The following is a 25,541-nucleotide window of genomic DNA, read 5'->3' as shown; positions in this document are numbered from 1 at the left end:
TCAACATATCTGGCGTTGATTTTTGGCACGCTGTTGAGTTCTCAAGGAACGGACGCTTCCTTCGTACTCACCCTCGCGGGCTTTCCTCCGGGCGCTTCCCTTCGATGTTTCCAACACTATCAGCGTTTTCCCTACTCCCTGACCACTGTCCTGCGAGCATGCAGAACTCTGACCCCGGGATAGGATCTGACAAGTTGGATTTGCTGCGGGACAGTGACGCGAGATCGCGCCGACCAGCCCCAGGCAGGTTGCCGACTGTACATGGGGCCGCGGATCGGGTGCAAATCAATAAGAAGAAGTGGTCTAGACCTTCAATCGGTCCTCTCGCACGGAACCGGTACTACCTATGACATACGCTGCATCGCAGTGCGCCGTCCGAGACCGACAGTGACGGGCCCCTATCGATCTCCACCCCTGGGAGGCTTCCCATGACCACCGTGACATCCCCGCTCGCAGGACGGGCGATCGGACTCGACTCCGTACCCGATCCCGTCTTCTCCGGGGCCATGGTCGGCCCCGGTATGGCGATCGACCCCATACGGGAGCCCTCCACGGCTGCCTCCCCCGTCGACGGTGTCGTGGTCTCCCTGCACCCGCACGCGTTCGTCGTGGTCGACGAGAACGGTCACGGCGTGCTCACCCATCTCGGCATCGACACCGTGCAGCTCAACGGCGACGGCTTCGAACTGCTCGTCAACAAGGGCGACACCGTGACCCGCGGCCAAGGTGTCGTCCGCTGGAACCCTGCCGCAGTCGAGTCCTCCGGCAAGTCCCCGGTGTGCCCGGTCGTGGCCTTGGACGCCACGGTGGAGGCACTCTCCGAACTGCGCGACGACGGCGAGGTGAAGACCGGCGAACCCCTCTTCCTCTGGAAGTGACGCCGGTGCCGTCGCTCGGCGGCAAGCAGGTCAACCCACACGGCGGCGGATACCGCCGCACTACCGGAGACAGGTGAGATGGAGACAACGCTGCAAGGCGTCGGTGTGAGCCATGGTGTGGCGATCGGCGAGGTTCGGCACATGGGAACGGCGGTCCTCGAGCCGCCGGCCAGGCAGATCCCGGCTGAGGAGGCGGAGCGTGAACAGGGGCGCGCCCGCAAGGCCGTGGAGGCAGTGGCGGCCGATCTGATGGCGCGCGGCAACCTGGCGGGCGGCGAAGCCCAGGCGGTACTCGAGGCCCAGGCCATGATGGCCCAGGACCCCGAGCTGATGACGGACGTGGAACGTCGTATCGCCGAAAGCAGCACCGCCGAGCGTGCGGTGTACGACGCGTTCGCCGCGTACCGCGAACTGCTGGCCGCTGCCGGTGAGTATCTGGCGGGCCGCGTGGCCGACCTCGACGACGTGCGGAACCGTATCGTCGCCCGGCTGCTCGGGGTTCCGATGCCAGGTGTCCCGGACAGCGACGAGCCCTACGTCCTGGTGGCCCGTGATCTCGCACCGGCGGACACGGCGCTGCTGGACCCGACCCTGGTGCTCGGTTTCGTGACCGAGGAGGGGGGACCCACCAGCCACAGCGCGATCCTGGCTCGGGCGCTCGGTGTGCCGGCCGTGGTGGCCCTGCCCGGTGCCGGTGAGCTCGCCGAGGGGACACTGATCGCCGTCGACGGCAGCACCGGTGAGATCTTCGTGAACCCGAGCGAGGAGAAGAAGGGGCAGCTCGAGGTCGCGGAGGCCGAGCGCCGGGCGGCGCTCGGCACGTCGACCGGGCCCGGTGCGACCTCCGACGGTCACACGGTGCCGTTGCTGGCGAACATCGGCGGCCCGGCGGATGTGCCGGCCGCGGTCGAGGCGGGTGCGGAGGGCGTCGGTCTCTTCCGTACCGAGTTCCTCTTCCTGGACGACAGCAAGAAGGCTCCCTCCGAGGAGAAGCAGGTCGAGGCCTACCGTCAGGTGCTCGAGGCGTTCCCCGAGGGCCGTGTGGTGGTGCGGGTACTGGACGCGGGCGCGGACAAGCCGCTGGACTTCCTCACCCCGGCGGACGAGCCGAACCCGGCACTGGGCGTGCGCGGTCTGCGGTCGCTGCTCGAACACCCCGAGGTGCTGCGAACCCAGCTGTCGGCGCTGGTCAAGGCTGCGGAGGGGCTGTCCGTCCACCTTGAGGTGATGGCCCCGATGGTGGCGGACCGCGCCGATGCCAAGGCCTTCGCCGACGCGTGCCGTGAGGCGGGTTTGCACGCGAAGTTCGGTGCGATGGTCGAGATTCCGTCGGCCGCACTGCGGGCGCGCTCGATCCTGCAAGAGGTGGAGTTCCTGTCACTGGGAACGAACGACCTCGCGCAGTACACGTTCGCCGCGGACCGCCAGGTGGGTGCGGTGTCCCGGCTGCAGGACCCGTGGCAGCCCGCGCTGCTCGACCTGGTGGCGCTGTCGGCGGAAGCCGCGAAAGCCGAGGGCAAGAGCTGTGGTGTCTGCGGTGAGGCCGCCTCCGACCCACTGCTCGCTTCGGTGCTGACCGGTCTGGGTGTCACCTCCCTCTCCATGGGTGCGGCGTCCATTCCCTATGTGCGGGCGGCACTGGCGAAGTTCACTCTGGCGCAGTGCGAGCGGGCCGCGGCGGCGGCCCGTGCGACGGACAGTGCCGAGGAAGCCCGCAGGGCCGCTCAGGCGGTGCTGTCGGGCGAGTAGCAGGGCACGCGGGACGCGTCTCGGGCTCACGGACGACCGCCGCCGCTGTTCCCAGAGGGGCGCTCCACTCAAGGGGCGCCCCTCCCTGGTTCCCGCTCCCCGTTCTCCGTCTCCGTTCCGTGTTCCCCTTTCCGTCGGGGTTCAGTGGTGGTGGGTCGGGTCCGGGCCCTCCCCGAGGTCGGGCGGCTCGCAGTAGTCGACGTTGGACTCGGGCGGGATGAGATCTCCCGATTCGACGTCGGTGCAGTAGGCGTCGAACACCTCTCCCGCGGTGAGTGGCTCGAGGCCATGGGCGCGCAACCGCCAGCCGTGAACACGGTCGGGGGTGCCCAGGACGGTGGTCCGCATGACGAGCCCGCCCGGACTGCCGGTGGCGAGACCGACGGCCAACACCGTGGTGAATTCGAGGATCTCGGCGTCGTCCAGTTCCAGGCGTCCGCCGTTGTCGTCGGCATGGAGGACGGCGATCAGGGTCTCGGGTGGTCCGGAGACGCTGCAGACGAGGTGCCGGCTCCCGGGACCTGCCGTGTCGAGGATGCGGACGATCAGCTGGGAGGCGCGGGCGAAGGCCTCGCGGCCCAGGTCCTCGCCGCACGCGGGGCAGGCGCCGAGACGGGCGAGGAGCATGGTTGCGTACTCCCAGGTCGCCTGGCGGACGCCCTCGTCGACGAGGGCGGGCAGGAGGTCGGTCAGGGGCTGCCCCTTATAGGGGACGGTGGCTCCGGTGACCGCGAGTTCGGCCGTGAAGCGGGTGCGGCTGGTGTGGCTGTCCGGGTCGAGACCGCGTTGTGCGCAGAACTCCGCGTACTCCTCGGGGTCGAAGAGGGCCAGTGTGGTGTGGGTTCCCTGCAGGGCACGTGTCCTGAGGACGGCCTCCACTTGTTCGAGGTATGTGCCGTGGTCGTCGAAGATGAAGCTTCGGTAGGGCCGCATGGCGCGGAAGTCGTGCTCGTCGGTCAGCAGCCCGATGGTGCCCGCGATCTCGCGGCACAGGGCGCGTCGCATGGTTCGGTGGTCGGTGTACGTCATGTCTCCCCCTGCACAGTCGATCAATGCTCACTCACAGTAATCGGGGGCACTGACAGTGGCGTCCGGGCCGTGCGGCTGCGGACCGGGCGGGCAGGGTGAGGTCAGGCGCGTTTGCGGGCCAGGTCCTCGTAGAACGTGAGCAGATCCAGATTGTCGACGGAGCCGGCGTTGACCGCCTTCTCCAGCGGTGTGCCCTGGAGAAGGCGCTTGACCGGGACCTCGATGCGTTTGCCGGTCAGGGTGTGCGGGACGCCGGGTACCTCAATGATCTCGTCGGGGACGTGGCGTGGGGACAATTCCTCGCGGATGGTCCGCTGGATGCGGCCCTTCAGTCCCTCGTCGAGCACCGCGCCCGGCGTCAGGTGGACGAACAGGGGCATCCAGTAGCCGCCGTCGGGCTGTTCGATGCCGATGACGAGGGATTCCTTGATCTCGGGAAGGCGCTCGACGGCCTCGTAGATGTCCGCCGACCCCATGCGGACGCCCTGGCGGTTGAGCGTGGAGTCGGAGCGGCCGTGAATGACGACGGAACCTCGGGAGGTGAGGGTGATCCAGTCGCCGTGCCGCCAGACGCCGGGGTAGGTGTCGAAGTAGCTGTCGTGGTAGCGGCTGCCATCGGGGTCGTTCCAGAAGTGGATCGGCATGGACGGCATGGGATTGGCGACCACGAGCTCGCCGACCTCGTCGGTCAAGGGCCTGCCGCTCGGGTCCCAGGACTGCAGGTCCGTGCCGAGGCAGGGTGCCTGCAGCTCGCCGACGTGGACGGGGAGGGTGGGTACGGCGCCGGCGAAGCAGGAGCACACGTCCGTACCTCCGCTGACGGAGGCGATCCACAGGTCGTCGCGCACCTCGTCGTGCAGCCAGCGGAAGCCGTCGGGCGGCAGGGGGGATCCGGTGGTGGCGACGCACTGCACCGCTGAGAGGTCGAAGTCGCGCGAGGGGTGCACGTCCGCCTTGCGGCAGGCCATGACGTATGCGGCGGAGGTGCCGTAGAAGGTGGCGCCGGTGCGTTCGGCGATCCGCCACTGGGCGCCTGTGTCCGGGTAGCCGGGGCTGCCGTCGTACAGGACGATCGTCGTTCCGGTGAGCAGGCCGGAGACGAGGAAGTTCCACATCATCCAGCCGGTCGACGTGTACCAGAAGAAGCGGTCCTCCGGGCCCAGGTCGCAGTGGAGTCCGAGCTGCTTGAGGTGTTCGACCAGGATGCCGCCCTGGGACTGGACGATCGCCTTCGGCAGTCCGGTGGTGCCGGAGGAGTAGAGCACCCACAGGGGGTGTTCGAAGGGCACCTGCTCGAAGACCGGTTCGGTGTCCGCGGAGGTGAGTGCCTGCCAGTCGAGTGTCCCGTCCGGGGCATCGGTGCCGAGCAGGGGGATGTGCACGACGGCGCGCAAGGTGGGCAGTTCACGGCGCAGTTCGGCGACGACGTCGCAGCGGTCGTGCTCCTTGCCGCCGTAGCGGTAGCCGTCGACGGTGAACAGGACGACCGGTTCGACCTGCTGGAAGCGGTCGAGCACACTGCGGGCGCCGAAGTCGGGCGCGCAGGAGGTCCACACGCCGCCCACGGCCGCGGTGGCCAGGAAGGCGACGACGGCCTGCGGGATGTTGGGCAGGTAACCGCTGACGCGGTCGCCGGGGCGTACGCCGAGGGCGCGCAATTCGGCTGCCAGGGAGCCGACCTGGCGGCGCAACTCGGCCCAGGTGACGGGCCTCGGGTCGTGGGTCTCGTCGACGTGCAGGAGCGCCGGCTCGTCCGCGCGGGTCGTGGCGGCGCGCAGAGCGTGTTCGGCGTAGTTGAGGGTGGCACCGGGGAACCACTGGGCGCCGGGCATCGAACGGTCGCCCAACACGTGCGCGTAGGGGGTCGAGAAGCGCACGTCGAACCACTCCGTGACGGCCTTCCAGAAGGTTTCCGGCTCGTCCACGGACCAGCGGTGCAGCTCCGCGTAGCCCCCCTCGGCGGGGGCGCCGTGGTGCTCGGCCGCCCACGCGTGGAACGTGGTGATCCGGGCACGGGCGATGCGTTCCGGATCTGGCTGCCAGAGCGGCTGGGGGTTCACGGTCGACATGGGCGGCTCCCGGACTGTGCGCGTCGTGTGCGTCCTGCGCGCACGGGCTGGGGTGTGCGCGTGACGCGGCTGACAGGGACGATGCCACGTGATCGTCTTCCGTACCAGGGCGCGGACCACATAGCCCCGGTCGTGAAGATGTGGTCCGATCATGGGTGAACGGCAGTTGAACGACACACGTGCGAGGCGCGGGCAGTGGCAGGGTGAGCACCATGGACGGTCGTGACCTGGTGCGTTCGGTGAGATCGGTCGGCTCGGTGCGGACGATACAGGGTCTGCGTACCGTACGAGCAGCGTGGCGCAGGCGGCGGGCCGATGCCACCGGGCTGCCACCGCGCGGGGCGGAGCGCGCGCGCACTCCCGGGCCGGTACGGGAGGTGGATCCCGGGCCCGGGGGCGGGGTCGTCCGGTTCGGCCGTTCCGAGCTGCGGATCCACGTCGCCGTGAACGGGGCCGTCTTCTGGGGCTGGGACGGGGCGGCTCCGGAGCCGTCGTACGCGCTGGCCGGGCGCTGTCCCGACCCGGATCCGCGGGCGGTGCTGGAGCCGGACACCAACGGCGGCTGGCGGGTGGTGGCCGAGCGGGTGACGGTCGCCGTCTCGTGGCACGGCGCGGTGGAGGTGCTCACTCCGGGGGGCGTGGTGCTGCGTCGGGAGCTGCCACCGCGGTGGTGGGAGCCGGTGGCAGGGGGCCCGGCGCGCTGGATGCAGCGGTCCGAGGTGCGTGCCGACGCCCGGTTCTTCGGGCTCGGGGAACAGGCCTCGGGGCCGAGGCTGCGGGACGGCACCTACCGGCTGTGGAACACGGGGCCCGGTCGCGGTTTCGAGTCCGGCGACGATCCGCTTCCCATCACTATGCCGGTTCAGCTGGTGCTGGCCGACGCGGGCACACATCTCGCGTTCCACGACTGTTCGTGGGACGGCACCGTCACGCTGCGGGAAGGCGCGGAGGGCGCCGGCTCCGGGCACGACCGGGTGGGGACCAGCGAGCTGCGGATGGACGGGGGTCCGCTGCGCTGCTGGGTGATGGTGGGTACTCCCATGCGGGTGCTGCTCGCCTGGGCGTCACTGACCGGTGCGCCCGCGCTGCCGCCCGCGTGGGCCCTCGGCCATCATCACGTGCGGTGGGGCGGCGGCGGTGAGCAGGAGGTGCGGCGGGTCGTCGCCGGCTATCAGGAGCACGGGCTGCCGCTCGACGCCGTCCACCTCGGTAGCGGCCACCACGACGCCCATCAGGGGTTCACCGTGGACCAGGAGCGGTTCCCCAAGCTGCCGGCCCTCGCCGATGAACTGCGGCGGGACGGGATCCGGCTGGTGTCGGTCGTCGGTCCGGCGGTTCCTGCCGGGGACGGCCACGCCGTGTACGACGCGGGGGCGGCCCGGGACGCGTTCGTTCGGGACGCCTCGGGAGATGTCGTCCAGGGTGTGTCCTGGCCCGGGGACGTGGTCTTCCCCGACTTCACGCACCCGCACGTGCGCGCCTGGTGGGGCGGCCTGTACGCGGAGCGGCTGGAGCAGGGGTTCGCGGGCTTCTGGCACGACATGAACGAGCCGACGTCGTTCACCGCGTTCGGGGAGCCGACGCTCCCCCGCTCGGCCCGTCACGCCCTGGACGGGCGAGACGGTGATCACCGTGAGGCGCACAACGTGTACGCGTTGTGCATGGCCAGGGCGGCCCACGAGGGGCTGCGGGTGCTGCTGCCCGAGGAGCGGCCGTTCCTGTTCTCACGCTCGGGGTGGGCCGGCATGCAGCGCTACGGCGGGAGCTTGTCGGGGGAAGTGGCCACAGGCTGGCCCGGACTGCGGGCGTCGCTGGCCCTGGTGCTGGGGCTCGGGCTGTGTGGTGTCCCGTACGCGGGGCCGGACGTCGGCGGCACCGGCGGGAATCCGTCTCCCGAGCTGTATCTGCGGTGGCTCCAGTTGGGCGCCCATATGCCGCTGCTCCGCACCCGCGCGGGGGCGGGGCACAGGGAGCCGTGGGAGTTCGGTGCCGAGGTGCTGGCGCACGCGCGCGCGGCTCTCATCGAGCGTCGGCGGCTGCAACCGTACCTCGTGACTCTGGCGCATCTGGCCCGACGTACCGGTGCTCCCTATGTGCGGCCGCTGTGGTGGTCGGCGCCGGAGGAGCGTGCGCTGCGCGACTGCGAGGACGCCTTCCTCCTGGGCGACAGCCTGCTGGTGGCGCCGGTGCTGGTGCCGGGCGCGGAACGGCGTACGGTGCGGCTGCCCGGCGGGCGCTGGTACGAGACGGCGACGGGTCGGGCGTTCGAGGGACCTGCCCAGGTACTGGTCGACGCACCCCTGGACCGCATTCCGGTGTTCGCGCGCGCGGGCGCCGTCATTCCCGTGTACGGGGAGGACGGCGGGCTGGAACTGGAAGTGTGGGCGCCCGCCAGGGGGCGGGTCGGCGGCGGGACGGTCGTCGCGGACGCCGGCGACGGCTGGGAGGAGCCGGGTATCGAGCGGTACACCGCCCGCTGGGCGGGGTCCCGGATCGTCGTCGAGCGAGAGGGCGAGCACGGCACCGGCGGTCTGCCCCACCCGGTGCGTGTCCGTGGGCTCGGGCCGAACTGAGCGGGGCGGGGAAGAGCACGGCCGCTGCGTGCCCGTGGGCCGGCCGGGCTGAGCCGTGGGGGTCAGATGTACCGGCCCTCGAACCAGGCCCGCACGGCACGCGTGTGCAGCGGGAAAGCAAGTTCCTCCGCGCGGCGCAGCAGGTGCCAGCCCTCCGTCTCGTCCGTGGCCTCCGACGGCGGCAGCCCTTCCGCGGGACGTTCCGGGAGCATCCCGAACAGCAGCAGGTGTCCGTCGGGCGAGCTCATGGCCTCGGCGAGCCGTACGTCCCGGCTCGCCGCTTCGATGCCGGTCTCCTCCTGGAGTTCGCGGACGACGGCCTGGCGCCAGTCCTCCCGGTCGTCGATGTAACCGCCGGGCAGGGCCGTGCCTCCGCGCGCGGGGGCGATGGTCCGGGTGATGACGACCAGGGCGGTGCCCTTCGGGTCGTACACGGGCTGGAGGGCGACCGCGACCGGCAGCGGGTTGCGGTAGGCGGCGGTGCCGCATGCCGGGCAGGTGCGGGGCCAGCCGGAGACGCCCTCGCCGAAGGGCGTGCCGCAGCTCGAGCAGTGGGAGTCCGGCACAGGATCGGGGCCGGGGGTTTGGGTTCTGGGCACGCGCGGACTGTAACCGATCAGGGCGAGGGTGTCTCCGGGGAGTCTCCGGGGCCGTTCAGCGGTGGCCGGCGAGCGACCTCCGGGACACCGGGAAGTCGAAGTAGGTGTCCGGATGGGCCTCCGGCTTGAAGGTGTAGTGCCACCACTCCTCGGCCAGGTTCACGAAGCCGAGATCCTCCAGGGTGCTTTTGAGGAGCGCCCGGTTGGCCCGCTGTTCCCCCTGTATGCGGGGGTCAAGGGTGTGGCTGAGGGTGTCGAAGCAGTCGTAACCGGTGCCCATGTCGACGGAGTTGTCGGGGAACCGCTCGTCCTGGCCCGCGAAGCAGGGTGTGAGAGGTTCTCCGGGGCGGTACGGGCGGGTCGGCGTGGCGGGGAGCCGTACGACGGTGAGGTCCACGGTCGAGCCGCGGCTGTGGCCGGACTTCTCGGCGATGTAACCGTCGGCGAACAGCCGGGACTTGTCGACGTTCGGGTAGAACTCGGCCTTCATCGCCAGGTCGTCGGGGTCCTTGGCCCAGCGTACGAAGTGGTCCACAGCGCGTTGGGGCCGGTAGCAGTCGTACACCTTGAGGGAGTAGCCCTTGGGCAGCAGCTTCCGCTGAGCCTCGTGGAGGGCTCGAGCCGCGGGGCGGGTGAGGATGCACAGCGGTTCCCGGTAGCCGTCGATGCGCTCGCCCACGAAGTTGTGCGGGGTGAAGTAGCGGACCTCTTGGATGATCGTCGGATCCACACTGCTCAGCGCCACGAAGTCCTTGGGGGCCCTGGGTTCCGGCGTCGCCGGGGTGGACGCTGCGGGGGCGGTCGCGGCGGTCGTCGCCGTCAGCGCGGCGAGTGTGGTGACCAGAGCGCGTACCGCGGCGGAGAGTTGTGTCATGTCTCCTGCATCTATCAGGAGGCGGGTCCGGTGGGGAAGCACCCTGCCCTTGTCCGCTCACCCGTGGCATATTTCTGACGAGCCGTCAGGAAAGCTGGACGAGGGTGATGGGGGTGCCGTTGTCACGCCGCGGCCGGGTGTGGTCGTACACGGCCGCCCGGTACCGGCCTCCGTCACCGTCACCGAGCCGGCGGTGGGCGTGGGGGCGGAGGTCGTCGCCGGCGTACTCCGTGAGGACGGGGAGGCGGCCTGGACGATCCGGCAGTTCGAACCGACGGGAGCGACCGGGTGACGGGAGGGGTGGCGGTGCTCGGCACCGGTATGTACCCGTGGGGCAAGTGAGGGCACGGCTTCGTCGAGTACGGCGTGGCTGCGGCCCCGCGGCGCTCGCCGACACCGGCTGCGGTGGCGGGCCATCGACTCGGTGCTGGACGTGGACACCGTGCGTGGCGGCTGTCCGGGGTGTGCGGCTGCGGCCGGGGCGCCGTTCGCGAAGGCGCTGGGCCGACAGGGAGCCGGCCGGTCACGCTGTCCCTGGCCACGGTGCTGTGCACACCGGGCAGTGCGACGGACCACCGGCAGGTCGCCGTTCGTCCCGCCCCGCTGAAGAAGGCGGCGAAGTCCTCAAACGGGGCGAGCCGGGTGCCGGGAGGGCGCCGGCACCGCGGGGTGGGGTGCGGCCGAGCCGCCTCGGGTTCAGGTGGTGACGGCCTGGCGGCGCTGCGCCGCCTGTGCCATGGCGTGCTGGACGACACCGATGAGGACCGTCTTGACCGACTCCCGGTCCCGGGCGTCACCCATCAGGAGCGGCACGTCCGGGTCGAGGTCGAGGGCCCGGCGGATGTCATCGGCCGGGTGGCGTACGGCTCCCTCGAAGCAGTTGACGCCGACGAGAAACGGTATGGAGCGCCGCTCGAAGTAGTCGATGGCCGCGAAGCAGTCCTCCAGCCGCCGGGTGTCGGCAAGGACGACGGCACCGAGGGCTCCCTCGGCGAGCTCGTCCCACATGAACCAGAACCGCTCCTGGCCGGGCGTGCCGAAGAGGTACAGCACCAGGTCCTCGCGGAGCGTGATGCGGCCGAAGTCCATGGCCACCGTGGTGGTGTTCTTGGCCTCCACCCCGCTGAGGTCGTCGACCGGGCGCCCCGCCTCGGTGAGCAGTTCCTCGGTGCGCAGCGGCCTGATCTCACTGACCGCGCCGACGAGCGTGGTCTTGCCCACGCCGAAGCCGCCGGCCACCAGGATCTTGAGCGTGACGGGCTCGACCGGGGGCTTGCCGCGCTCAGAACGCCCGAAGATCATCGTACTTTTCTCCTGCTCGGTGGGGGTCGGGCGGTGGACCGTAGCCGCCACCGCCGGGGGACTCGATGACCAGTACGTCGCCGGGGCGGACGTCCGCCGAATCGCTGCCGCCAAGTGCGGTGACGGTGCCGTCCGCGCGGTCGATCCGGTTGGCGCCGGGCGCGCCGGGCGCGCCGCCCGCCATGCCGTACGGAGGAATCCTGCGGTGCTGGGACAGCGTGGAGACGGTCATGGGTTCCAGGAAGCGGATGCGGCGGATCGCGCCGTCCCCGCCGCGCCACCGGCCTGCTCCGCCGCTGCCCGCGCGTACGGCGAACTCGTCGATGCGGACGGGCAGTCGCCACTCCAGGACCTCGGGGTCGGTGAGGCGCGAGTTGGTCATGTGGGTCTGTACGGCGGACGCGCCGGCAAAGCCGTCTCCCGCGCCCGAGCCGGAGGCGACGGTCTCGTAGTACTGATGGCGGGCGTTGCCGAAGGTGACGTTGTTCATGGTGCCGGAGCCCTCGGCCTGGACACCGAGCGCCGCGTAGAGGGCGCCGGTGATGCTCTGGGAAGTCTCCACGTTACCCGCGACGACGGCGGCCGGTGGCCGGGGCGCCAGCATGGAGCCGGGCGGCACGATGATCCGCAGCGGCCGCAGGCAGCCGTCGTTGAGCGGGATGTCGTCGGCCACCAGGGTGCGGAAGACGTACAGGACGGCGGCGTTGACGACCGAGAAGGGGGCGTTGAAGTTGGTGGGCAACTGTGTCGTGGTGCCCGTGAAGTCGATGGTGGCGGAACGGTCCGCACGGTTCACGCGTACGCGCACGCGGATGACGGCCCCGGAGTCGGTCTCGTAGGCGTACTCGCCGTCGTCGAGGGCGTCGATGACCCGGCGCACCGATTCCTCGGCATTGTCCTGGACGTGCCGCATGTACGCCTGGACCACGTCGAGGCCGAAGTTCTCGATCATCCGGCCGACCTCGTCGACGCCCTTCCGGTTGGCGGCGATCTGGGCACGCAGGTCGGCGAGGTTGGTCTGCGGGTTGCGGGAGGGGTACCGCGCATCGATCAGGAGCCGGTGGGTCTCCTCCTCGCGGAACCGTCCGTTCTCGACGAGCAGCCAGTTGTCGAAGAGGATGCCCTCCTCGTCGATGGTGTGGCTGTCGGCGGGCATGGACCCCGGGGCGATGCCGCCGATCTCGGCGTGGTGGCCGCGTGAGGCGACGTAGAAGAGAACACTTCGGTCACCCTGTGTGGTGCCGACGGATCCGGCGCCGAAGACCGGAGTGATCACGGTGACATCGGGGAGATGGGTGCCGCCGTGGTAGGGGTCGTTCACGGCGTAGGTGTCACCCGGGCGCATGGTGGAGCCGCGCTGCCGGATGACCTCCTTGACGCCGATGCCCATCGAGCCCAGGTGGACGGGGATGTGAGGGGCATTGGCCACCAGGTTCCCGTCCGGGTCGAAGAGGGCGCAGGAGAAGTCCAGGCGCTCCTTGATGTTGACGGACTGGGCGGTGGACTCGAGGCGGGCGCCCATCTGTTCGGCGATGGACATGAAGAGGTTGTTGAAGACCTCGAGCAGAACCGGGTCGGCTGCCGGGTCGGATTCGGTGTCGAGATCGGAACTCTGCGTAACCGCAACGCGTTCCATGACCAAATGCCCGTCATCGTTCGGAGCCGCCCGCCAGCCTTCGTCGACGACGGTCGTGGAGCCGGCCTCGGTGATGATCGCCGGTCCGGTGACCGTCCCACCGGGGGGAAGATCCTCTCGGCGGTGGAGGGGGACGTCGCGCCAGGTGCCGCCGGTGTGGAGGCGGACGGGGCACGGGGCGGCCGGGCGGCCTTCGTAAGGGGCGAGGGCGGAGAGATCGGGGGGTTCGGTGATGCCGGTGGCTTCGACGGAGAGGGCTTCGACGACGATCGGGCGGTCGAGCGTGAAGGAGTACGTGGCGCGATGACGCTCTTCGAAGGCACGGCGCATGGCGGTGGGGTCGGTCAGTTCGACGGTGAGAGTGGTGTCGGTGCCGTCGTAGCGGAGCTGTGCCCGGCGGGTGACCTCGATCCGGTCCTCGGGGACGTCCTCGGCAAGGAGTTCGGCGCGGGCCGCCGCTTCCAGGTCGTCGGCGATCCGGTGGATGCCGGGCATCGCGGCGGGCTCCAGGGGGGCCTCGGCGGAGCGTTCGCGCATGGCCGTGGTGTCGGCGAGGCCCATACCGAGTGCGGAGAGGACGCCCGCCATGGGCGGCACGAGGACGGTGCGAATGCCGAGGGAGTCGGCGACCATGCACGCGTGCTGCCCGCCCGCACCGCCGAAAGTGGTGAGGGTGTAGCGGGTGATGTCGTGGCCCTTCTGGACGGAGATCCGCTTCACCGCGGCGGCGATGTTGGCGACGGCGATCCGCAGGTAGCCCTCGGCGACCTGCTCCGGGGTGCGGTCGTCGCCGGTCTGTTCGCGGATCTCGCGCGCGAGGCCGGTGAAGCGGTCGCGGACGAGTCCGGCGTCGAGGGGCTGGTCGCCGTTCGGGCCAAACACCGCCGGGAAGTGGTCGGGCTGGATGCGTCCGAGCATGACGTTGGCGTCGGTGACGGCGAGCGGTCCGCCGGCCCGGTAGCAGGCGGGGCCGGGGTCGGCGCCCGCCGAGTCCGGCCCCACGCGGTAGCGGGAGCCGTCGAAGTGGAGGACCGAGCCGCCGCCGGCGGCGACGGTGTGGATGTCCAGCATGGGCGCGCGCAGCCGTACGCCGGAGATCTGTGTGGTGAAGACGCGTTCGTAGTCCCCCGCGAAGTGGGACACGTCGGTGGAGGTGCCACCCATGTCGAAGCCGATGACCCGGTCGAAGCCGGCGAGCTGCGACATGCGGGCCATCCCGACGATGCCGCCGGCCGGCCCGGACAGGACGGCGTCCTTGCCGCGGAACTGCGCGGCTTCGGCGAGGCCGCCGTTGGACTGCATGAACATCAGCCGTACGCCGTCGAGTGCGTCGGCCACCTGCCGGACGTAACGGCGCAGTACGGGCGAGAGGTAGGCGTCGACGACGGCCGTGTCACCGCGCGGGACGAGCCGCATCAGCGGGCTGACCTCGCTGGACAGCGAGATCTGCGGGAAGCCGATGCGGGCGGCGAGTTCCCCGACCGCCTGTTCGTGGGCGGGGTGGAGGTGGCTGTGCATGCAGACCACGGCAACGGCCCGGATGCCGTCGTCGTGGGCCCGGCGCAGCAGCCCCTCGAGGGCGTCCAGGTCGGGGGCGCGCAGGACGGTGCCGTCTGCGGCGACACGTTCGTCCGCTTCGACGACCCGTTCGTACAGCAACTCGGGCAGTTCGATGCGGCGGGCGAAGATGGCGGGGCGGTTCTGGTAGGCGATGCGCAGGGCGTCGCGGAAGCCGCGGGTGATGACCAGGAGGGTGCGTTCGCCGGTGCGCTCCAGGAGGGCGTTGGTGGCGACCGTGGTTCCCATGCGTACGGACTCGACGGGATCGCGGGAGCCGGCCAGCAGTTCGCGGACACCCGCGACCGCCGCGTCGGCGGTGGGTTCCGCCCCGCCGGGAGGACGACCGGGCCGGTCGAGGGCAGGGTTGTCCGACAGCAGTTTGCGTGTGAGGAGTCGTCCGTCGGGTCGACGGGCGACGATGTCGGTGAAGGTACCGCCTCGGTCGACCCAGAACTGCCAGCCTGTCACGTCAGTACTCCGCTTCCGCGCCGCTCACAGCGCCCGGAGGCCGTTGATCACATCGCGCAGAATACTCTCGTCCGGCAGTTCGGCAGGGGGAACAGGCCGGTTCACGTGGACGGATTCGAGGTCGACGAGATCGCCCACGAGGACGCGTACCACTCCGATCGGCAGGTCGAGTTCCGCCGCGAGTTCGGCGACCGTCTGCGGAGTGTCACGGCACAGTTCGACGATGTCCACGTGTTCCGGGGAAAGTGTGGGGTCCGTCTCCGGATCGTCCGCGTCGGGTTCGGTGACGACCACCGCGATCAGGTCGAGGCGGTGCTGGGCCGCACTCGAAGTGCGGCCCCGCGTCATGGCATACGGACGGACGACCGGTCCGGCCTCGTCGTCGAACCAGTGGCTTCTTCCCTCACCGTCAGCACTCATGCCATCCCACTACCCGCCCGGGGGCAGATCGGTACGCGGTTCGGTTCCCAGATGCGGGCCCACCCGCTTCACAAGAAGGGTCATCTCGTAGGCGACCTGCCCGACATCCGAGTCGACGTCGGCGAGAACGGCGAGGCAGCTGCCGTCCCCGGCGGCCGTGACGAACAGGAACGCCTCGTCGAGCTCGACGATGGTCTGGCGGACACTGCCTGCCTCGAAGTGGCGGCCCACCCCCTTGGCCAGGCTGTGGAACCCGGAGGCGACGGCGGCCAGGTGCTCGCTGTCCTCGCGGGTCAGCTCCTGGGAGGCCCCCGTGGCGAGGCCGTCGCCGGAGAGCACGACGGCCTTTCGGATACTCGCGACGCGGGCCACCAGGTCGTCGAGGAGCCAGTTGAGTTCCCCCTTGCCGTCGTCGGCGTGGCCGGTCGTGTGCGGTGCGGTCATCGACCGTCCCCCTTAGTCGTTCCTGGTCGTTCCTCGTGGTGCTGCCCCGCCGGGGCACCTTCGCCCTCGGCGTTCTCCTCACGACCGCGCTGCCAGCCGCGCTGGAGCGAGGCCATGCGGCTGCGTACCTCCTCCGCGTCCCGTTCGACGGGTTGGGATCTCTCCTCGTTCCTTCGTGGCGCGCTCCGTTTGAGCTGGGGGGCAAGGCTGGCCTGCCGTACGCGCCGGGGCAGCGACGCGGTGCCGGCCGGGCCGGCGCCCGTGCCCTGCGGGGCGCTGCCGGAGCCTGGCTCCGCCGCCGGGCCCGCCGTGGAGTGTTCCTGGCGGGCGTCCGGCCCGATCGTGGGGTGTCCGGAGCCGCCCGGAGGGTCGCCGGCGGCCGGGGTGGGTGGGCCGTCGTCCCGGGCGGAGCCGCGGGGCGCCTGGTTCGCGGGCCGGTCGCCGGCGCGTGCGCCGATCCGGGGACGGGAGTCCGCGCCCCGCCGGCGGGCGGGCAGGGGCGGCGGTTTCTCCCCCTCGGGTGGTCCCGGGTCCCGGTCCGGGGAGGGTTGCCCACCGCGGCGGCGGGTCGGCAGCAGGGGCGCCGGTTCCTGTTCCGGGCGGGTGGGCGACGTACCGGTGTCCTGGTCCGACCGCTCCCGGCGGGCGTGCTCGTCGCCGACAGGGCGTCCGTGCGAGCTGACCAGCTTGGGCGTGCCCCTGCGGGGCGGCGGGACCGGGGCACCCGCCTGGCCGTGCGTGTCCAGGGCCGGTCCGCCCGCGTCCAGGTCCGGTCCGTCACCGTTGCCCCTACCGATGCCGGTGGCCTGTGGGTGGGACTCGCGGCGGCGGCCCGGCCGCTCGTCCTTGGTGCGGGACGGGGAGCGGCGATGACCGAACAGGCCACCGTGCTCGTCGTCCTCGCCCTCCGGCGCGCCCGGGTAGTCGTCGAGGGCGTCCAGGTCGACGGGGGCCTCGAGTTCGACCGGACCGTTCAGGAGCGAGGCGGGCAGTCCGGGCAGCTGGACGGGCGCTTGGGAGAGCGCGAGACGGCGGCTGTCCTCCGGTTCCCTGTCTTTGGGGCGCCGGGGCCGGTCGAGGCGGAAGCCGACGCCGTTGGTGTCCGGGACGTCTTCGGTGAGGAGTGTGTCCGGGATGAAGACGATCGCGGTGGTGCCGCCGTAGGGAGACGGCTGCAGGGAGACCCGGACGTTCTGCCGCTGTGCGAGTCGGCTGACCACGAACAGTCCGAGCCGGTCGGTGTCGGAGAGTTCGAACTCCGGTGTCTCGGCGAGCCGCAGGTTGGCGTCGAGCAGCGCCTCGGCGGCCATGCCGAGACCTCGGTCGTGGATCTCCAGGGTGAAGCCGTTGGCGACGCGCTCCCCCAGGACCTGAACGGCGGTGTGCGGCGGGGAGAACACCGTGGCGTTCTCCAGGAGTTCGGCCACCAGGTGGGTCAGGTCGGCGACGGCGGGGCCGGTGACGGCGACCCGCGGCAGCCGGCGGACCTCGATGCGCTCATAGTCCTCGACCTCGGCGACGGCAGCGCGCACGACGTCCATGAGCTGGACCGGTTTGCGCCACTGCCGGGAGGGCGCGGCGCCGGAGAGGATCACCAGGCCCTCGGCGTGCCGGCGCATGCGGGTGGTGAGGTGGTCGAGGCGGAACAGGTCGGCGAGTTCCTCGGTGTCGTCGGTCCTGCGTTCCATGGTGTCCAGCAGGGTGAGCTGTTTGTGCAGCAGGACCTGACTGCGACGGGCGAGGTTGACGAAGACCTCCGAGACCCCGGAGCGCAGTTCGGACTGTTTGACGGCCGCCTCCACGGCGGCGCGCTGCAGGGTGTTGAGGGCCTGGCCGACCTCGCCGATCTCGTTCCTGTCGTACTCCAGGCGCGGGACCTCGGTCTCGACGTCCACCTGTTCACCCGCAGAGAGGCGGCGCATCACGCTGGGCAGCCGCACACCGGACGCCTCGTGGGCCTCCAGGCGCAGCTGCCGCAGGTCGCGGATGAGGCCGCGGCCGACGCGCACGGACAGGAAGAGCGAGACGAGCAGGGCGATCAGTCCGAGGAGGCCGGCGACGACGGCCTGGGTGATGACGCCCATGGCGACGGGCCGGACGCGGTCCTGGTAGCGGTCGGTGGCCTGGTCGTTGAGGGTGCCGAGTTCCTCGAGCACATGGCCGGCCGCGGTGTCCCAGCTCCTCGCGGTGATCCCGCGGGGCGGTCCGGTGCCGGAGGAGAGGGCCGCCTCCTCGGCGACCCTCAGCGGCGCGGACGCCGCGTTCTTCCAGAAGCTCTCGTAACGGTCCCGTTCCGACGCGGGCAGCTGCGGCAGGCCGGCGTCGTACAGCAGCGTGCGCTGGGCCACGAAGTCGGAGATGTCCCGGATCTCGGAGCGGGACAGCGCGCCGACGATGAGGGCGGAGCCGAGCAGGGCGTCCTCGCGAGCGAGAAGTTCACGGGCACGGGCGAGGCTGACGAGGGCGCGGTACTGCTTGTCCAGCCCGACGTCGTCGACCACGCGCAAATCGGCCAACAGGATGTAGCACGGGTCGACCAACCGGTTGTAGAGGTCGAGGGCCTGAGAGCGGTCGACGGTGCCGTCCTCGACACTGCGGCGCAGGGACTCGATGCCCTCGAGGGAGTCCAGTACCGCGCTCAGCGCTTCGGTGTCCTGGCCCATCGCGTCGCGCACATCGGGGTTCGCCGCTTTCTCCCGGACGCTCCTGACGGCCTTGTCGGTGGCGACACGGCTGCGGCGGAGTGCGGCGAGCCCGTTGGAGGCGCGCGGGTCGGCAAGATGGACCAGAGTCTGGCGGCGCTCCTGCTGGAGGACACGGACGGTGTCCTCAACGGGGTAACCGACCTCTTCCATCACCGACGACACATCGAACAGATGGCTTGCCTCACGGCCCGTCAGCAGGGTGGTGAAGGCCCAGATCGTCGTCAGGGACACCAGCGGCACGAGAAGCAGCGCCACGATCTTCCGGCGGATGGACTTCCCGCGAAAGCGCATGGCCTCCCCCAGCTCGGCCCCCGGAACAGCCGGGGGCACACATGTGCGTCAACAAACGGCGCGAGCCTACTACCGAGCCGCGGCCAACTCGAAGAGTTCTCCGGAATCCGAACTTCCGCACTGACGGCGAGACATGGCGAGTTGTCCGGGCATTGGGGGAGATTGACTCCCGGTTCACAGGAGAGGCCGACGGGATGAGCAGCGGCACCCGCGAGTAGGATTTGGCCGATTCCTTTCCTTGGGCGGGAATCTTTGTGACGTGCCGTTCGTCCTTCTCCGCGGGTGATGGGGGCGGAATCGGCCGCAGGAGCCATGTCCCGTATCCGGGCGGCGTAAATCAGTGCAAGCCGGGCAGTCGTTGGGGAACCGGGTCTTCGGGCCCGAGAAGGCGGTCTGCCGGCGGTGGGGAGTGACACATTGATGGGCACGGCGGAGCGGTACAGGTCGCCCGAGGGCGACGCGGTGGCACAGGTGGTGGAGCGGCCGGACGGCGGGACTCCGAACCGCGGCGCGCCCGCGGCCGGGAGAGGCGCGACCGGCGCCCAGGACGTTCCCACGACCAGGACTGACGAGGTATCGGCGGGCGTGACCGGGACATTGGACGGCGAGGACCGGACCGGGACGGCCGCGGACATCGCCGGACCCGGGGCACCGGCTGCCGGAAAGACCGGTGGGAGCCACGGCACCGGGGACGAGGTTCACCGGCAGCCGAACCACCGGCCGTTGTGGGCCGAGGAGCCCGCGCGGCGGCGCCGGCTGCCGGATCCGGTGCGTACGTCGGCCGTGCGGGCGGTCATCATCGTCGCGATCACGCTGATTCAGGCCATGGTGGCCTTCCTGTGCACGCTCGCCGGCTCCTGGCTCGCGTTCCCCATGGTCATCAGCAGCGTCGTCAGCACCATCCTGGCCACCTGGGGTGTCCTCGACGTGTGGGTGACCCGCCAGGTCTGGAACCAGCGCAACGGCGTGGTGTCCGCACCCAGCAGCACCGCGCGGGCCCTGCGGCGCGAGCGGCGCCGTGCCCGTCGTCAGGAGCGGTCCGCTCAGCGTGCGCGGGCGCGAATACGTCGGCAGGGCGGCGGGACCGGTCAGCTGTCCCACCTCTGACCCGGACGCTCCGCTGCCCTGCGGGACACGCGGGCAGGCCCGGGTCCCGCTCGGACGGGCCAGGGCCCGGGGCGTCGAAGAGCGACTGCCTGGTCAACCGTTCGCCGGGGCAGGCCTCTTGAACATCCGGGTGGCCGTGATCTCGCTGTGCACGGCTTCCTCGCCGGAAGTCTCCCGCGGCAGGCCCGGCCTCAAGTGCTCCTCGACGCTGATGTACTTGAGGCCCGCTCGCAGGTCGGCGTCGTTCCGCAGACGGATGACCAGGGGGAACTCCGCGAGTGCCGTCGTGTCGAACAGGCCGGTGGTGTAGAGGAGCTGCACACCGAGCGCGTCGGCCACGGCCCTCTGGAGCTCCAGCAGGTAGGTGGCGTTGGCGCGGCCGATGGGGTTGTCGAGGAACAGGGTGCCGGCGTGCCGGTGCCGGTCGCGGCCCCGGTCGTTGGAGCGCAGCGCGGCCATCGTGCAGTACAGGGCGATGGCGGCGGTGAGCAGCTGCCCTCCGGAGAACACGTCGCCCATCTGTCCGACGGGAACCCGCTCGGCGCGCAGCACGGCGTCCGGTTTGAGGATCTCGACGGCGATGCCCTTCGGCCGGAGGGCGGCGGCGACTCCGCGCAACAGCAGGGACATGCCGTCGCGGCGCAGGTCGGAGTTCTTGCGGACGGCTGCGCGGGTCGCCTCGTCGACGACCTCGCCGAGCCGCTCGGTGAGGGTCGCCTGATCGGGTTCCTCGAAGCGGATACGCAGGAATTCCTGCCCGGACCACTCGCCGAGTCCTTCGGGCAGCCGCGACAGCCGCTGCGCGGAGCGCAGAGTGGCGAGGGCCGATTCGACGAGCCCTCTGAGCCGGTCCACGATCGAGTCGCGGTTGCGTTCCAGCTGTTCCAGTTCGTCGGTGAGGACCCGGAGCCGGGGCGCGAAGGCGTCCGCCCACTTCTGAGCGTGCTCGGGCAGCGCCGAGGCGGGCAGCTCACGGATCTGCTGCCGGGCGGGGGTGCGAACCTGCTCGTAGCGTGTGGAGTTGGCGTGCCGGACGAGAATGTCGCTCGCCTCGCGCACCGTGGACTCGGCGGCGGACAGGTCGGCGGCGCAGCCGCGGAGTGATCTGCGGGCCTCCGCCGCGGACCGGCGGGCCTCCTCCGGGCCGCCGGGATAGGGCTCTGGCTGCTCCGGTTCCTCCTCGGAGGTGAGTTCCCGCAGCAGGTCGCGGAGCATGGCGGCGATCTCCTCGAAGCCTTCGGCCGCGTCCTCGGCGCCGCGGTGCGCGTCGAGGAGATCGCCATGGATCTCCCTGGCGTTGTCCAGCTCCTCCGTCCGGGAGGTCAGTTCGGCCGTGGCGGTGCGCAGCAGCGCCTGTGCGTGCTCGGCGTCGCGCGGCACCATCTCCTCGGGGAGCGCGGTGTGCTGCCCGCCGTCCTCGGGCGCCAGCCGCTCGGCCTCGCCGCGCAGCCGCCCGAGCTGCTCGCTCGCGTTCGACATCCGGGTCTCCAGGAGCTGCACCAGTTCATCGGCGCGGGCGGCGGCGGCCTGCCGACTGGGACCGTCCGAGCCGTCGGGTGACTCGAGCAGCTGCTCAGCGCGGTTGCGGACCTTGTTGCTCAGCCGGTCCAGCTCCGCGCGGGCCGCGCTCTCGTCGCTCTCCGCGCGGGCCTGCTCGGCGCGCAGGTCGGCACCGACTCCGACCTTCTCGTACACCTGGGACGCGGCACGGTACGCCTCGCGCAGAGCGGGCAGGGAGATCCGCGGCGGCTCGGTACCGGCCCCGGGCCCGTCGTCGGGTACGTCGTCGGGGGCGCCCGCGATCTCGGAGCGCTCGGCACGCAGCGCACGCGCGGTGCGCCGGGCATCGTCGGCTGCCCGCTGCGCGCCGCGCCGGTCCTCGTCGGCGGTCCGCGCGCGCTCCAGGCAGGCCTGGGCGCGGGCCTCGGCCTCGGCGGCGTCGTCGGCCAGTTCGCCCAGTTTGGCCTGCCAGCCTGCCCGTTCGCGGAGCCGGAAGGCTAGTCCCGCGAGGGCGTCGGCGGCGCGCCGGGCTTTCTGCGCGGTCTCCTGGAGCTCGTCACGTACCCGGGCGGCCTCGGCCGCGTCCTCCTCGGCCTCCGCCCGCACGGCGCGTGCCTCGGTCAGCTCCGCCTCGGACTCCTGGGCGAAGGCGCGGGCGTCATGCGCCGCGCGGGCCAGTTCGGTGAGCCGGCCGGCCGGGCAGCCGGTGCGCCAGGAGGTGAGCCGTGCGGTCAGTTCGCGGTCCTTGGCGAGCCGTGCCGCGAATGCCCGGATCTCCTCGTCGCGTGCGGTCGCACGGGCGCGGAGTGTCTGCCGTTCCTCGTCGGCGGCGTGTTCGTCGTGCATGGCCGGGTTCGGCGGTACGAGGAAGACGTCGCCGGTGTCCGCGCCCGATGCCGGGGTCGGAGCGAGGAGAGCGGCAGCCGTGCCGACGGCGACCGCGGAACGGGGCAGCAGGGCGGCGTCGCTCAGGGCCGCGCGAGCGCGGATGTGGGAGTCCGGATCGGTGATGACGACGCCGTCGACCAGTTCCGGGCGGGCGGCCAGCACGCGCGCGTGGTCGGCGGGGTCGACGGCCTGGGCGAGGTAGCGCCAGCCGGGCAGGGCGGGAATGCCGTGCTCGCCGAGGAACTCGACCGTGGCCAGCACGTCCGGTCCGGGCGGCAGCAGTCCGCCGTCGCCGAGGGCACCGAGGATGCGGGCGTCATCGGCGGCGGCGGTGCGCAGTTCGAACAGCTGGCGTTCGGCGGAGGAGACCGCCTCCTCGAGCAGTTCGCGCAGGTCGTCGGCGAAACGGTCCAGTTCCGTGGCGGTGAGGACGCCTTCGGCGGCGGGGCCACCGCCCGGTTCGGCGTCCGTGTCGGGGCGGGGCCGTGGAACGGAGGGGCGGAACTTCGTTCCGGGCAGACCGAGGAGCTCGGCCGGTCGTTCCTCCGCGGCGAGGGCCTGTGCGATGCGCAGCTCGCCCTCGTGGGCGCGTCCGGCCGCCGTGGCCGCGTCCGCCGCGCGGGCAGCGGTGAGTTCCGCACGGGCCTCGGCGGCGGCGGCTTCGCGCGCGTGCTCGGTCGCCCGGTGGGACGTCTCACGGGCCGCGTCCCAGGCGGTGACCGCGGTCTTCTCCGCATCGCTGGCCGCGAGCGCGGCGCGGGCCGGGTCGGCGTCGGGGGCGCTGTCGTCGAGCCAGCCGGCCCGGACGGCTTCCGTGGTCTCCTGCTCGACCTCGGCGAGCCGCTGCCTGAGGTGGCCGATCTCGCTGCGGGCGCGCTGTGTCTCGGTGGCGGCGGCGGTGGCGTCGCGGTGGGCGGTGTCGCTGACCTCCTGGAGGGCGGCGGACCGCTCCTCCTCCTCGTTGGCGAGGTTCTCGGCGTTCTGCGCGGCCGTGTGCAGGGCGCGTACGAGGTCGACGGCGGCCTCGGCGCGGGCGGCGAGCGCGGGCGCCGCGTCCCGCTCGGCCTCCTGGATCGCGGCGGAGACCCTGGCGACCCTGTCGGCGGCGGCGCGGTGGCGCAACGCCGCCTCCGCGGCCTGCCAGGCCGCGTACAGGGTGCGGGCGTCGGCGAGTTCGCGCTTCTGGGCGGCGGCGGACTTCTCGGCCGCCGCCAGCGCCAGGGAGGCGTGCCGGTAGGCGATCTCCGCGGAGATCAGCACGCTGTGCTCGCGGGCCGTCCCGGCCCGGGTGACGGCGTCGGCGGCGGCGGTGACCCGGTGGGCGAGGTCGGCGGCGCGGACACGTTCCTGGCGGCCGCGCGCGGAGAGCCTGCGGGCCAGGGTGCGGGTGCGGCGCTCGGCCGCGGTGTGGATCTCCCGTGCCCGGGTACGGGCGCCGGTGGCTTCGACGATCCGGCCGAGCAGTTCGACGGACCCGGCGGTGAAGTCCCGCTCGGCGATCAGCTCGGCGCGGCGGCCCAGCTTGTTGCCGAAGCCGCCGACCAGGTCGGCGAGTCCGTCGGTGTCACGGGTGTCGGTGACGGCACGCAGCAGCAGGTCGGTGAAGTCGGAGTCCTTCTTGACCGCGAAGAGGCCGGCGGCCTCGCCCTCGTCGGCGTTCATCTCCCGCTGGTAGCGGAAGAGTTCGGGGTCGAGTCCCAGGTCGCCGAGGTGCTCGGTCCAGCGCTCGTGGGTCTCCTCCCAGTGCACCTCCAGATGCGGATACGTCTTGCCCGCCTCCGTGAGCGCGTCCCGGAAGCCCTTCATGGTGCGGCGGCGGCCCCGGGCGCCCGACTGGCCGTCGGCAGGGGGCCGTACGACGGTGGCCTCGGCGACGGGAAGGTTGTCCAGGCTGAGCCCCGGACCGGGTCGCAGCGAGTACCACGCCTCGGCGAACTTCCTCGGGTCGTTGGAAACCTGGCGCCCACGCCATTCGCTGACCTTGCCGACGACGACGCACTCGCCGGTCAGCACATGCTGCCACTCCAGGGCCACGTGGCCGCAGTCGTCGGCCAGCAGGAACTTGCGCAGCACGCCGGAGCTGGCGCCACCGAGGGTGTTGCGGTGGCCCGGGAGCATCACGGAGAAGATCAGTTTCAGCAGGACGGACTTGCCGCCGCCGTTCTCCAGGAAGAGCACTCCGGCGGGCGCGGGCCGACGGGGCGGGCCGACGGGTTCCTCCGCGAAGAACTCCGCCTGCGTCGGCGCGGGTTGCGGCACGGTCTCGCCGACGCCGCGCAGGTCAAGCACGGTGTCGGCGTAGCGCGCACCGGCGGGCCCGATGGAGTAGAGGCGGACCCGGGACAGCTCGTACATGGCGGACTCTCGAAGTCTTCGGCAGGTCGGGGTGGTTCGGGACAGAGAGGGAACGGGGAGGGGGCGCGGAGGGGACAGCGGGTTCGGACAGTAGTCGTGGGGCAGCAGTGCTGGGGCGGCTCAGGTGGAGTGGAAGGGCAGACCGGCGTCGGCCACCAGGTCCAGGTCCTCTCCGCTGTCCGCGGGCAGCAGGGTCGGAGTGCCGTCGGTGACCGGGACGACCCCCAGCTCCAGCAGTTCGGCCAGGGCCGCGCTGCCGGCCAGGTCGCGCACCTGGAGCTGGTAGCGGGCCGTTGTGCGGTAGGTGCCGCCGTTGTCGTCGCCGGTGCGTTGCAGGAAGCCGGAGTCGGTGAGAAAGGTGACGGCCTTGGCGACGATGCCGGTGGTCGAGCCCGCGAGCCTGCGGGCGTCCTTGGTGGCGCCGGTCGCGCTGCGTCTCGCCCAGATCCGCCAGGCCGTCTCCAGCCCTGGGGCGTCGCTGGCCGGGTCGGTGTTCTCGCCCTGTTCCGCGGCCCGCTCCTCGAGCCGGTGGCAGGTCTGGCGCACGAAGGCGTCGACGCCGTTGACGGTGACCCGCCCGATGTAGCCGTCGTCGGCGAGGTCCTCGGGGCGCGGGAACGCCATGACGGCGACGGCGAGGTGCGCGAGCCCGTGCAGGAACCTGTCTCCGCCGTCGGCGGAAGTACGCCGCGCGTAGTCACCCATACGGACGGCGAACACCGAGTCCTCGGCGGCGGTCACGGCCATTCCGGCACGCGGGGACACCTCCAGGACGATCAGCCCGAGGCCTGTGGCCACGGCGTCGGCGAGCCGCGCGAACGGCGGGTCCTCGCGGTAACGGCGCAGCAGGTCCGCGTACTCCTGGTCGCGGGCCGGCTGGAGCTTGGGCTGGAGGCCGAAAGCGACGAGCCGCGCCGCGTCGGCGGCGTCGGCGGGGGTGACGGCGCCGCTCACCGGTGCGACGGCGGGCTCCGCCTCGCTCCACTCGGCATACTCGGTCAGGGACACGGTCCCTCCTCGCACGGGACAATGACGGGGGCGGCAGAGACAGCGGGGAGGGCGGTGACGACGCCACGGGCGGCGCGGGCGGCGCG

Annotated in this window: 15 protein-coding genes; 4 read left to right on the top strand and 11 right to left on the bottom strand. The window is 71.7% G+C overall.

Annotated elements, in window-relative coordinates; translation table 11 throughout:
* Positions 1–428 precede the first annotated feature (428 nt).
* Both ACFP2V_RS19130 and ptsP read left to right on the top strand, forming a co-directional pair.
* Entirely contained in the window at positions 429–878 is a 450-nt protein-coding gene (locus ACFP2V_RS19130) for a PTS sugar transporter subunit IIA (protein ID WP_381213495.1), read from the top strand.
* A 78-nt stretch (positions 879–956) separates the two neighbouring features.
* A complete protein-coding gene (ptsP, locus tag ACFP2V_RS19125) occupies positions 957–2,627 on the top strand; it encodes a phosphoenolpyruvate--protein phosphotransferase (protein WP_381213492.1) in 1,671 nt (556 codons plus the stop codon).
* A 141-nt stretch (positions 2,628–2,768) separates the two neighbouring features.
* On the opposite strand, the gene ACFP2V_RS19120 is transcribed toward ptsP, so the two are convergent.
* Positions 2,769–3,656, bottom strand: coding sequence for a hypothetical protein (locus ACFP2V_RS19120; RefSeq protein ID WP_381213489.1), 888 nt, complete (start codon positions 3,654–3,656; stop codon positions 2,769–2,771).
* A 101-nt stretch (positions 3,657–3,757) separates the two neighbouring features.
* Positions 3,758–5,725, bottom strand: a complete 1,968-nt coding sequence (locus ACFP2V_RS19115) for an acetoacetate--CoA ligase (protein WP_381213486.1) — start codon at positions 5,723–5,725, stop codon at positions 3,758–3,760.
* Between the two features lie 212 nt (positions 5,726–5,937).
* Between ACFP2V_RS19115 and ACFP2V_RS19110 the strand changes: the two genes are divergently transcribed.
* Positions 5,938–8,298, top strand: a complete 2,361-nt coding sequence (locus ACFP2V_RS19110; RefSeq protein WP_381213483.1) for a glycoside hydrolase family 31 protein — start codon at positions 5,938–5,940, stop codon at positions 8,296–8,298.
* Positions 8,299–8,360: 62 nt separating this feature from the next.
* On the opposite strand, the gene ACFP2V_RS19105 is transcribed toward ACFP2V_RS19110, so the two are convergent.
* The 7 genes from ACFP2V_RS19105 to ACFP2V_RS19075 form a co-directional block, all read right to left on the bottom strand.
* Positions 8,361–8,897: an NUDIX domain-containing protein gene (locus ACFP2V_RS19105; protein ID WP_381213480.1), complete on the bottom strand. Its 537-nt coding sequence runs from the start codon at positions 8,895–8,897 to the stop codon at positions 8,361–8,363.
* A gap of 55 nt (positions 8,898–8,952) precedes the next feature.
* Entirely contained in the window at positions 8,953–9,771 is an 819-nt protein-coding gene (locus ACFP2V_RS19100) for a M15 family metallopeptidase (RefSeq protein ID WP_381213477.1), read from the bottom strand.
* Between the two features lie 696 nt (positions 9,772–10,467).
* Complete coding sequence (locus ACFP2V_RS19095) at positions 10,468–11,073, bottom strand: GTP-binding protein (protein WP_381213474.1); 606 nt, start codon at positions 11,071–11,073, stop codon at positions 10,468–10,470.
* Positions 11,054–14,737: a hydantoinase B/oxoprolinase family protein gene (locus ACFP2V_RS19090; protein WP_381213471.1), complete on the bottom strand. Its 3,684-nt coding sequence runs from the start codon at positions 14,735–14,737 to the stop codon at positions 11,054–11,056. Before ACFP2V_RS19090 ends, ACFP2V_RS19095 begins: the two co-directional genes overlap by 20 nt.
* A 24-nt stretch (positions 14,738–14,761) precedes the next feature.
* Entirely contained in the window at positions 14,762–15,157 is a 396-nt protein-coding gene (locus tag ACFP2V_RS19085) for a DUF742 domain-containing protein (RefSeq protein ID WP_332426092.1), read from the bottom strand.
* Between the two features lie 9 nt (positions 15,158–15,166).
* Positions 15,167–15,601, bottom strand: coding sequence for a roadblock/LC7 domain-containing protein (locus ACFP2V_RS19080; RefSeq protein WP_055594409.1), 435 nt, complete (start codon positions 15,599–15,601; stop codon positions 15,167–15,169).
* On the bottom strand, positions 15,598–18,597 hold the full coding sequence (locus ACFP2V_RS19075) for a nitrate- and nitrite sensing domain-containing protein (RefSeq protein ID WP_381213466.1): 3,000 nt from the start codon (positions 18,595–18,597) through the stop codon (positions 15,598–15,600). Before ACFP2V_RS19075 ends, ACFP2V_RS19080 begins: the two co-directional genes overlap by 4 nt.
* A 585-nt stretch (positions 18,598–19,182) precedes the next feature.
* Between ACFP2V_RS19075 and ACFP2V_RS19070 the strand changes: the two genes are divergently transcribed.
* Positions 19,183–19,704, top strand: coding sequence for a hypothetical protein (locus tag ACFP2V_RS19070; protein WP_381213463.1), 522 nt, complete (start codon positions 19,183–19,185; stop codon positions 19,702–19,704).
* Positions 19,705–19,797: 93 nt separating this feature from the next.
* Here the strand turns inward: ACFP2V_RS19070 and ACFP2V_RS19065 are convergent, their stop codons facing one another.
* Positions 19,798–24,447: a hypothetical protein gene (locus tag ACFP2V_RS19065; protein WP_381213460.1), complete on the bottom strand. Its 4,650-nt coding sequence runs from the start codon at positions 24,445–24,447 to the stop codon at positions 19,798–19,800.
* Positions 24,448–24,567: 120 nt separating this feature from the next.
* Positions 24,568–25,449, bottom strand: a complete 882-nt coding sequence (locus tag ACFP2V_RS19060) for a hypothetical protein (RefSeq protein ID WP_381213515.1) — start codon at positions 25,447–25,449, stop codon at positions 24,568–24,570.
* Positions 25,450–25,541 lie beyond the last annotated feature (92 nt).

The organism is Streptomyces incanus (genome assembly GCF_042656345.1).
GTDB classification, from domain to species: Bacteria; Actinomycetota; Actinomycetes; order Streptomycetales; family Streptomycetaceae; genus Streptomyces; species Streptomyces incanus.
This window is presented reverse-complemented; position numbering and strand designations above follow the sequence as displayed.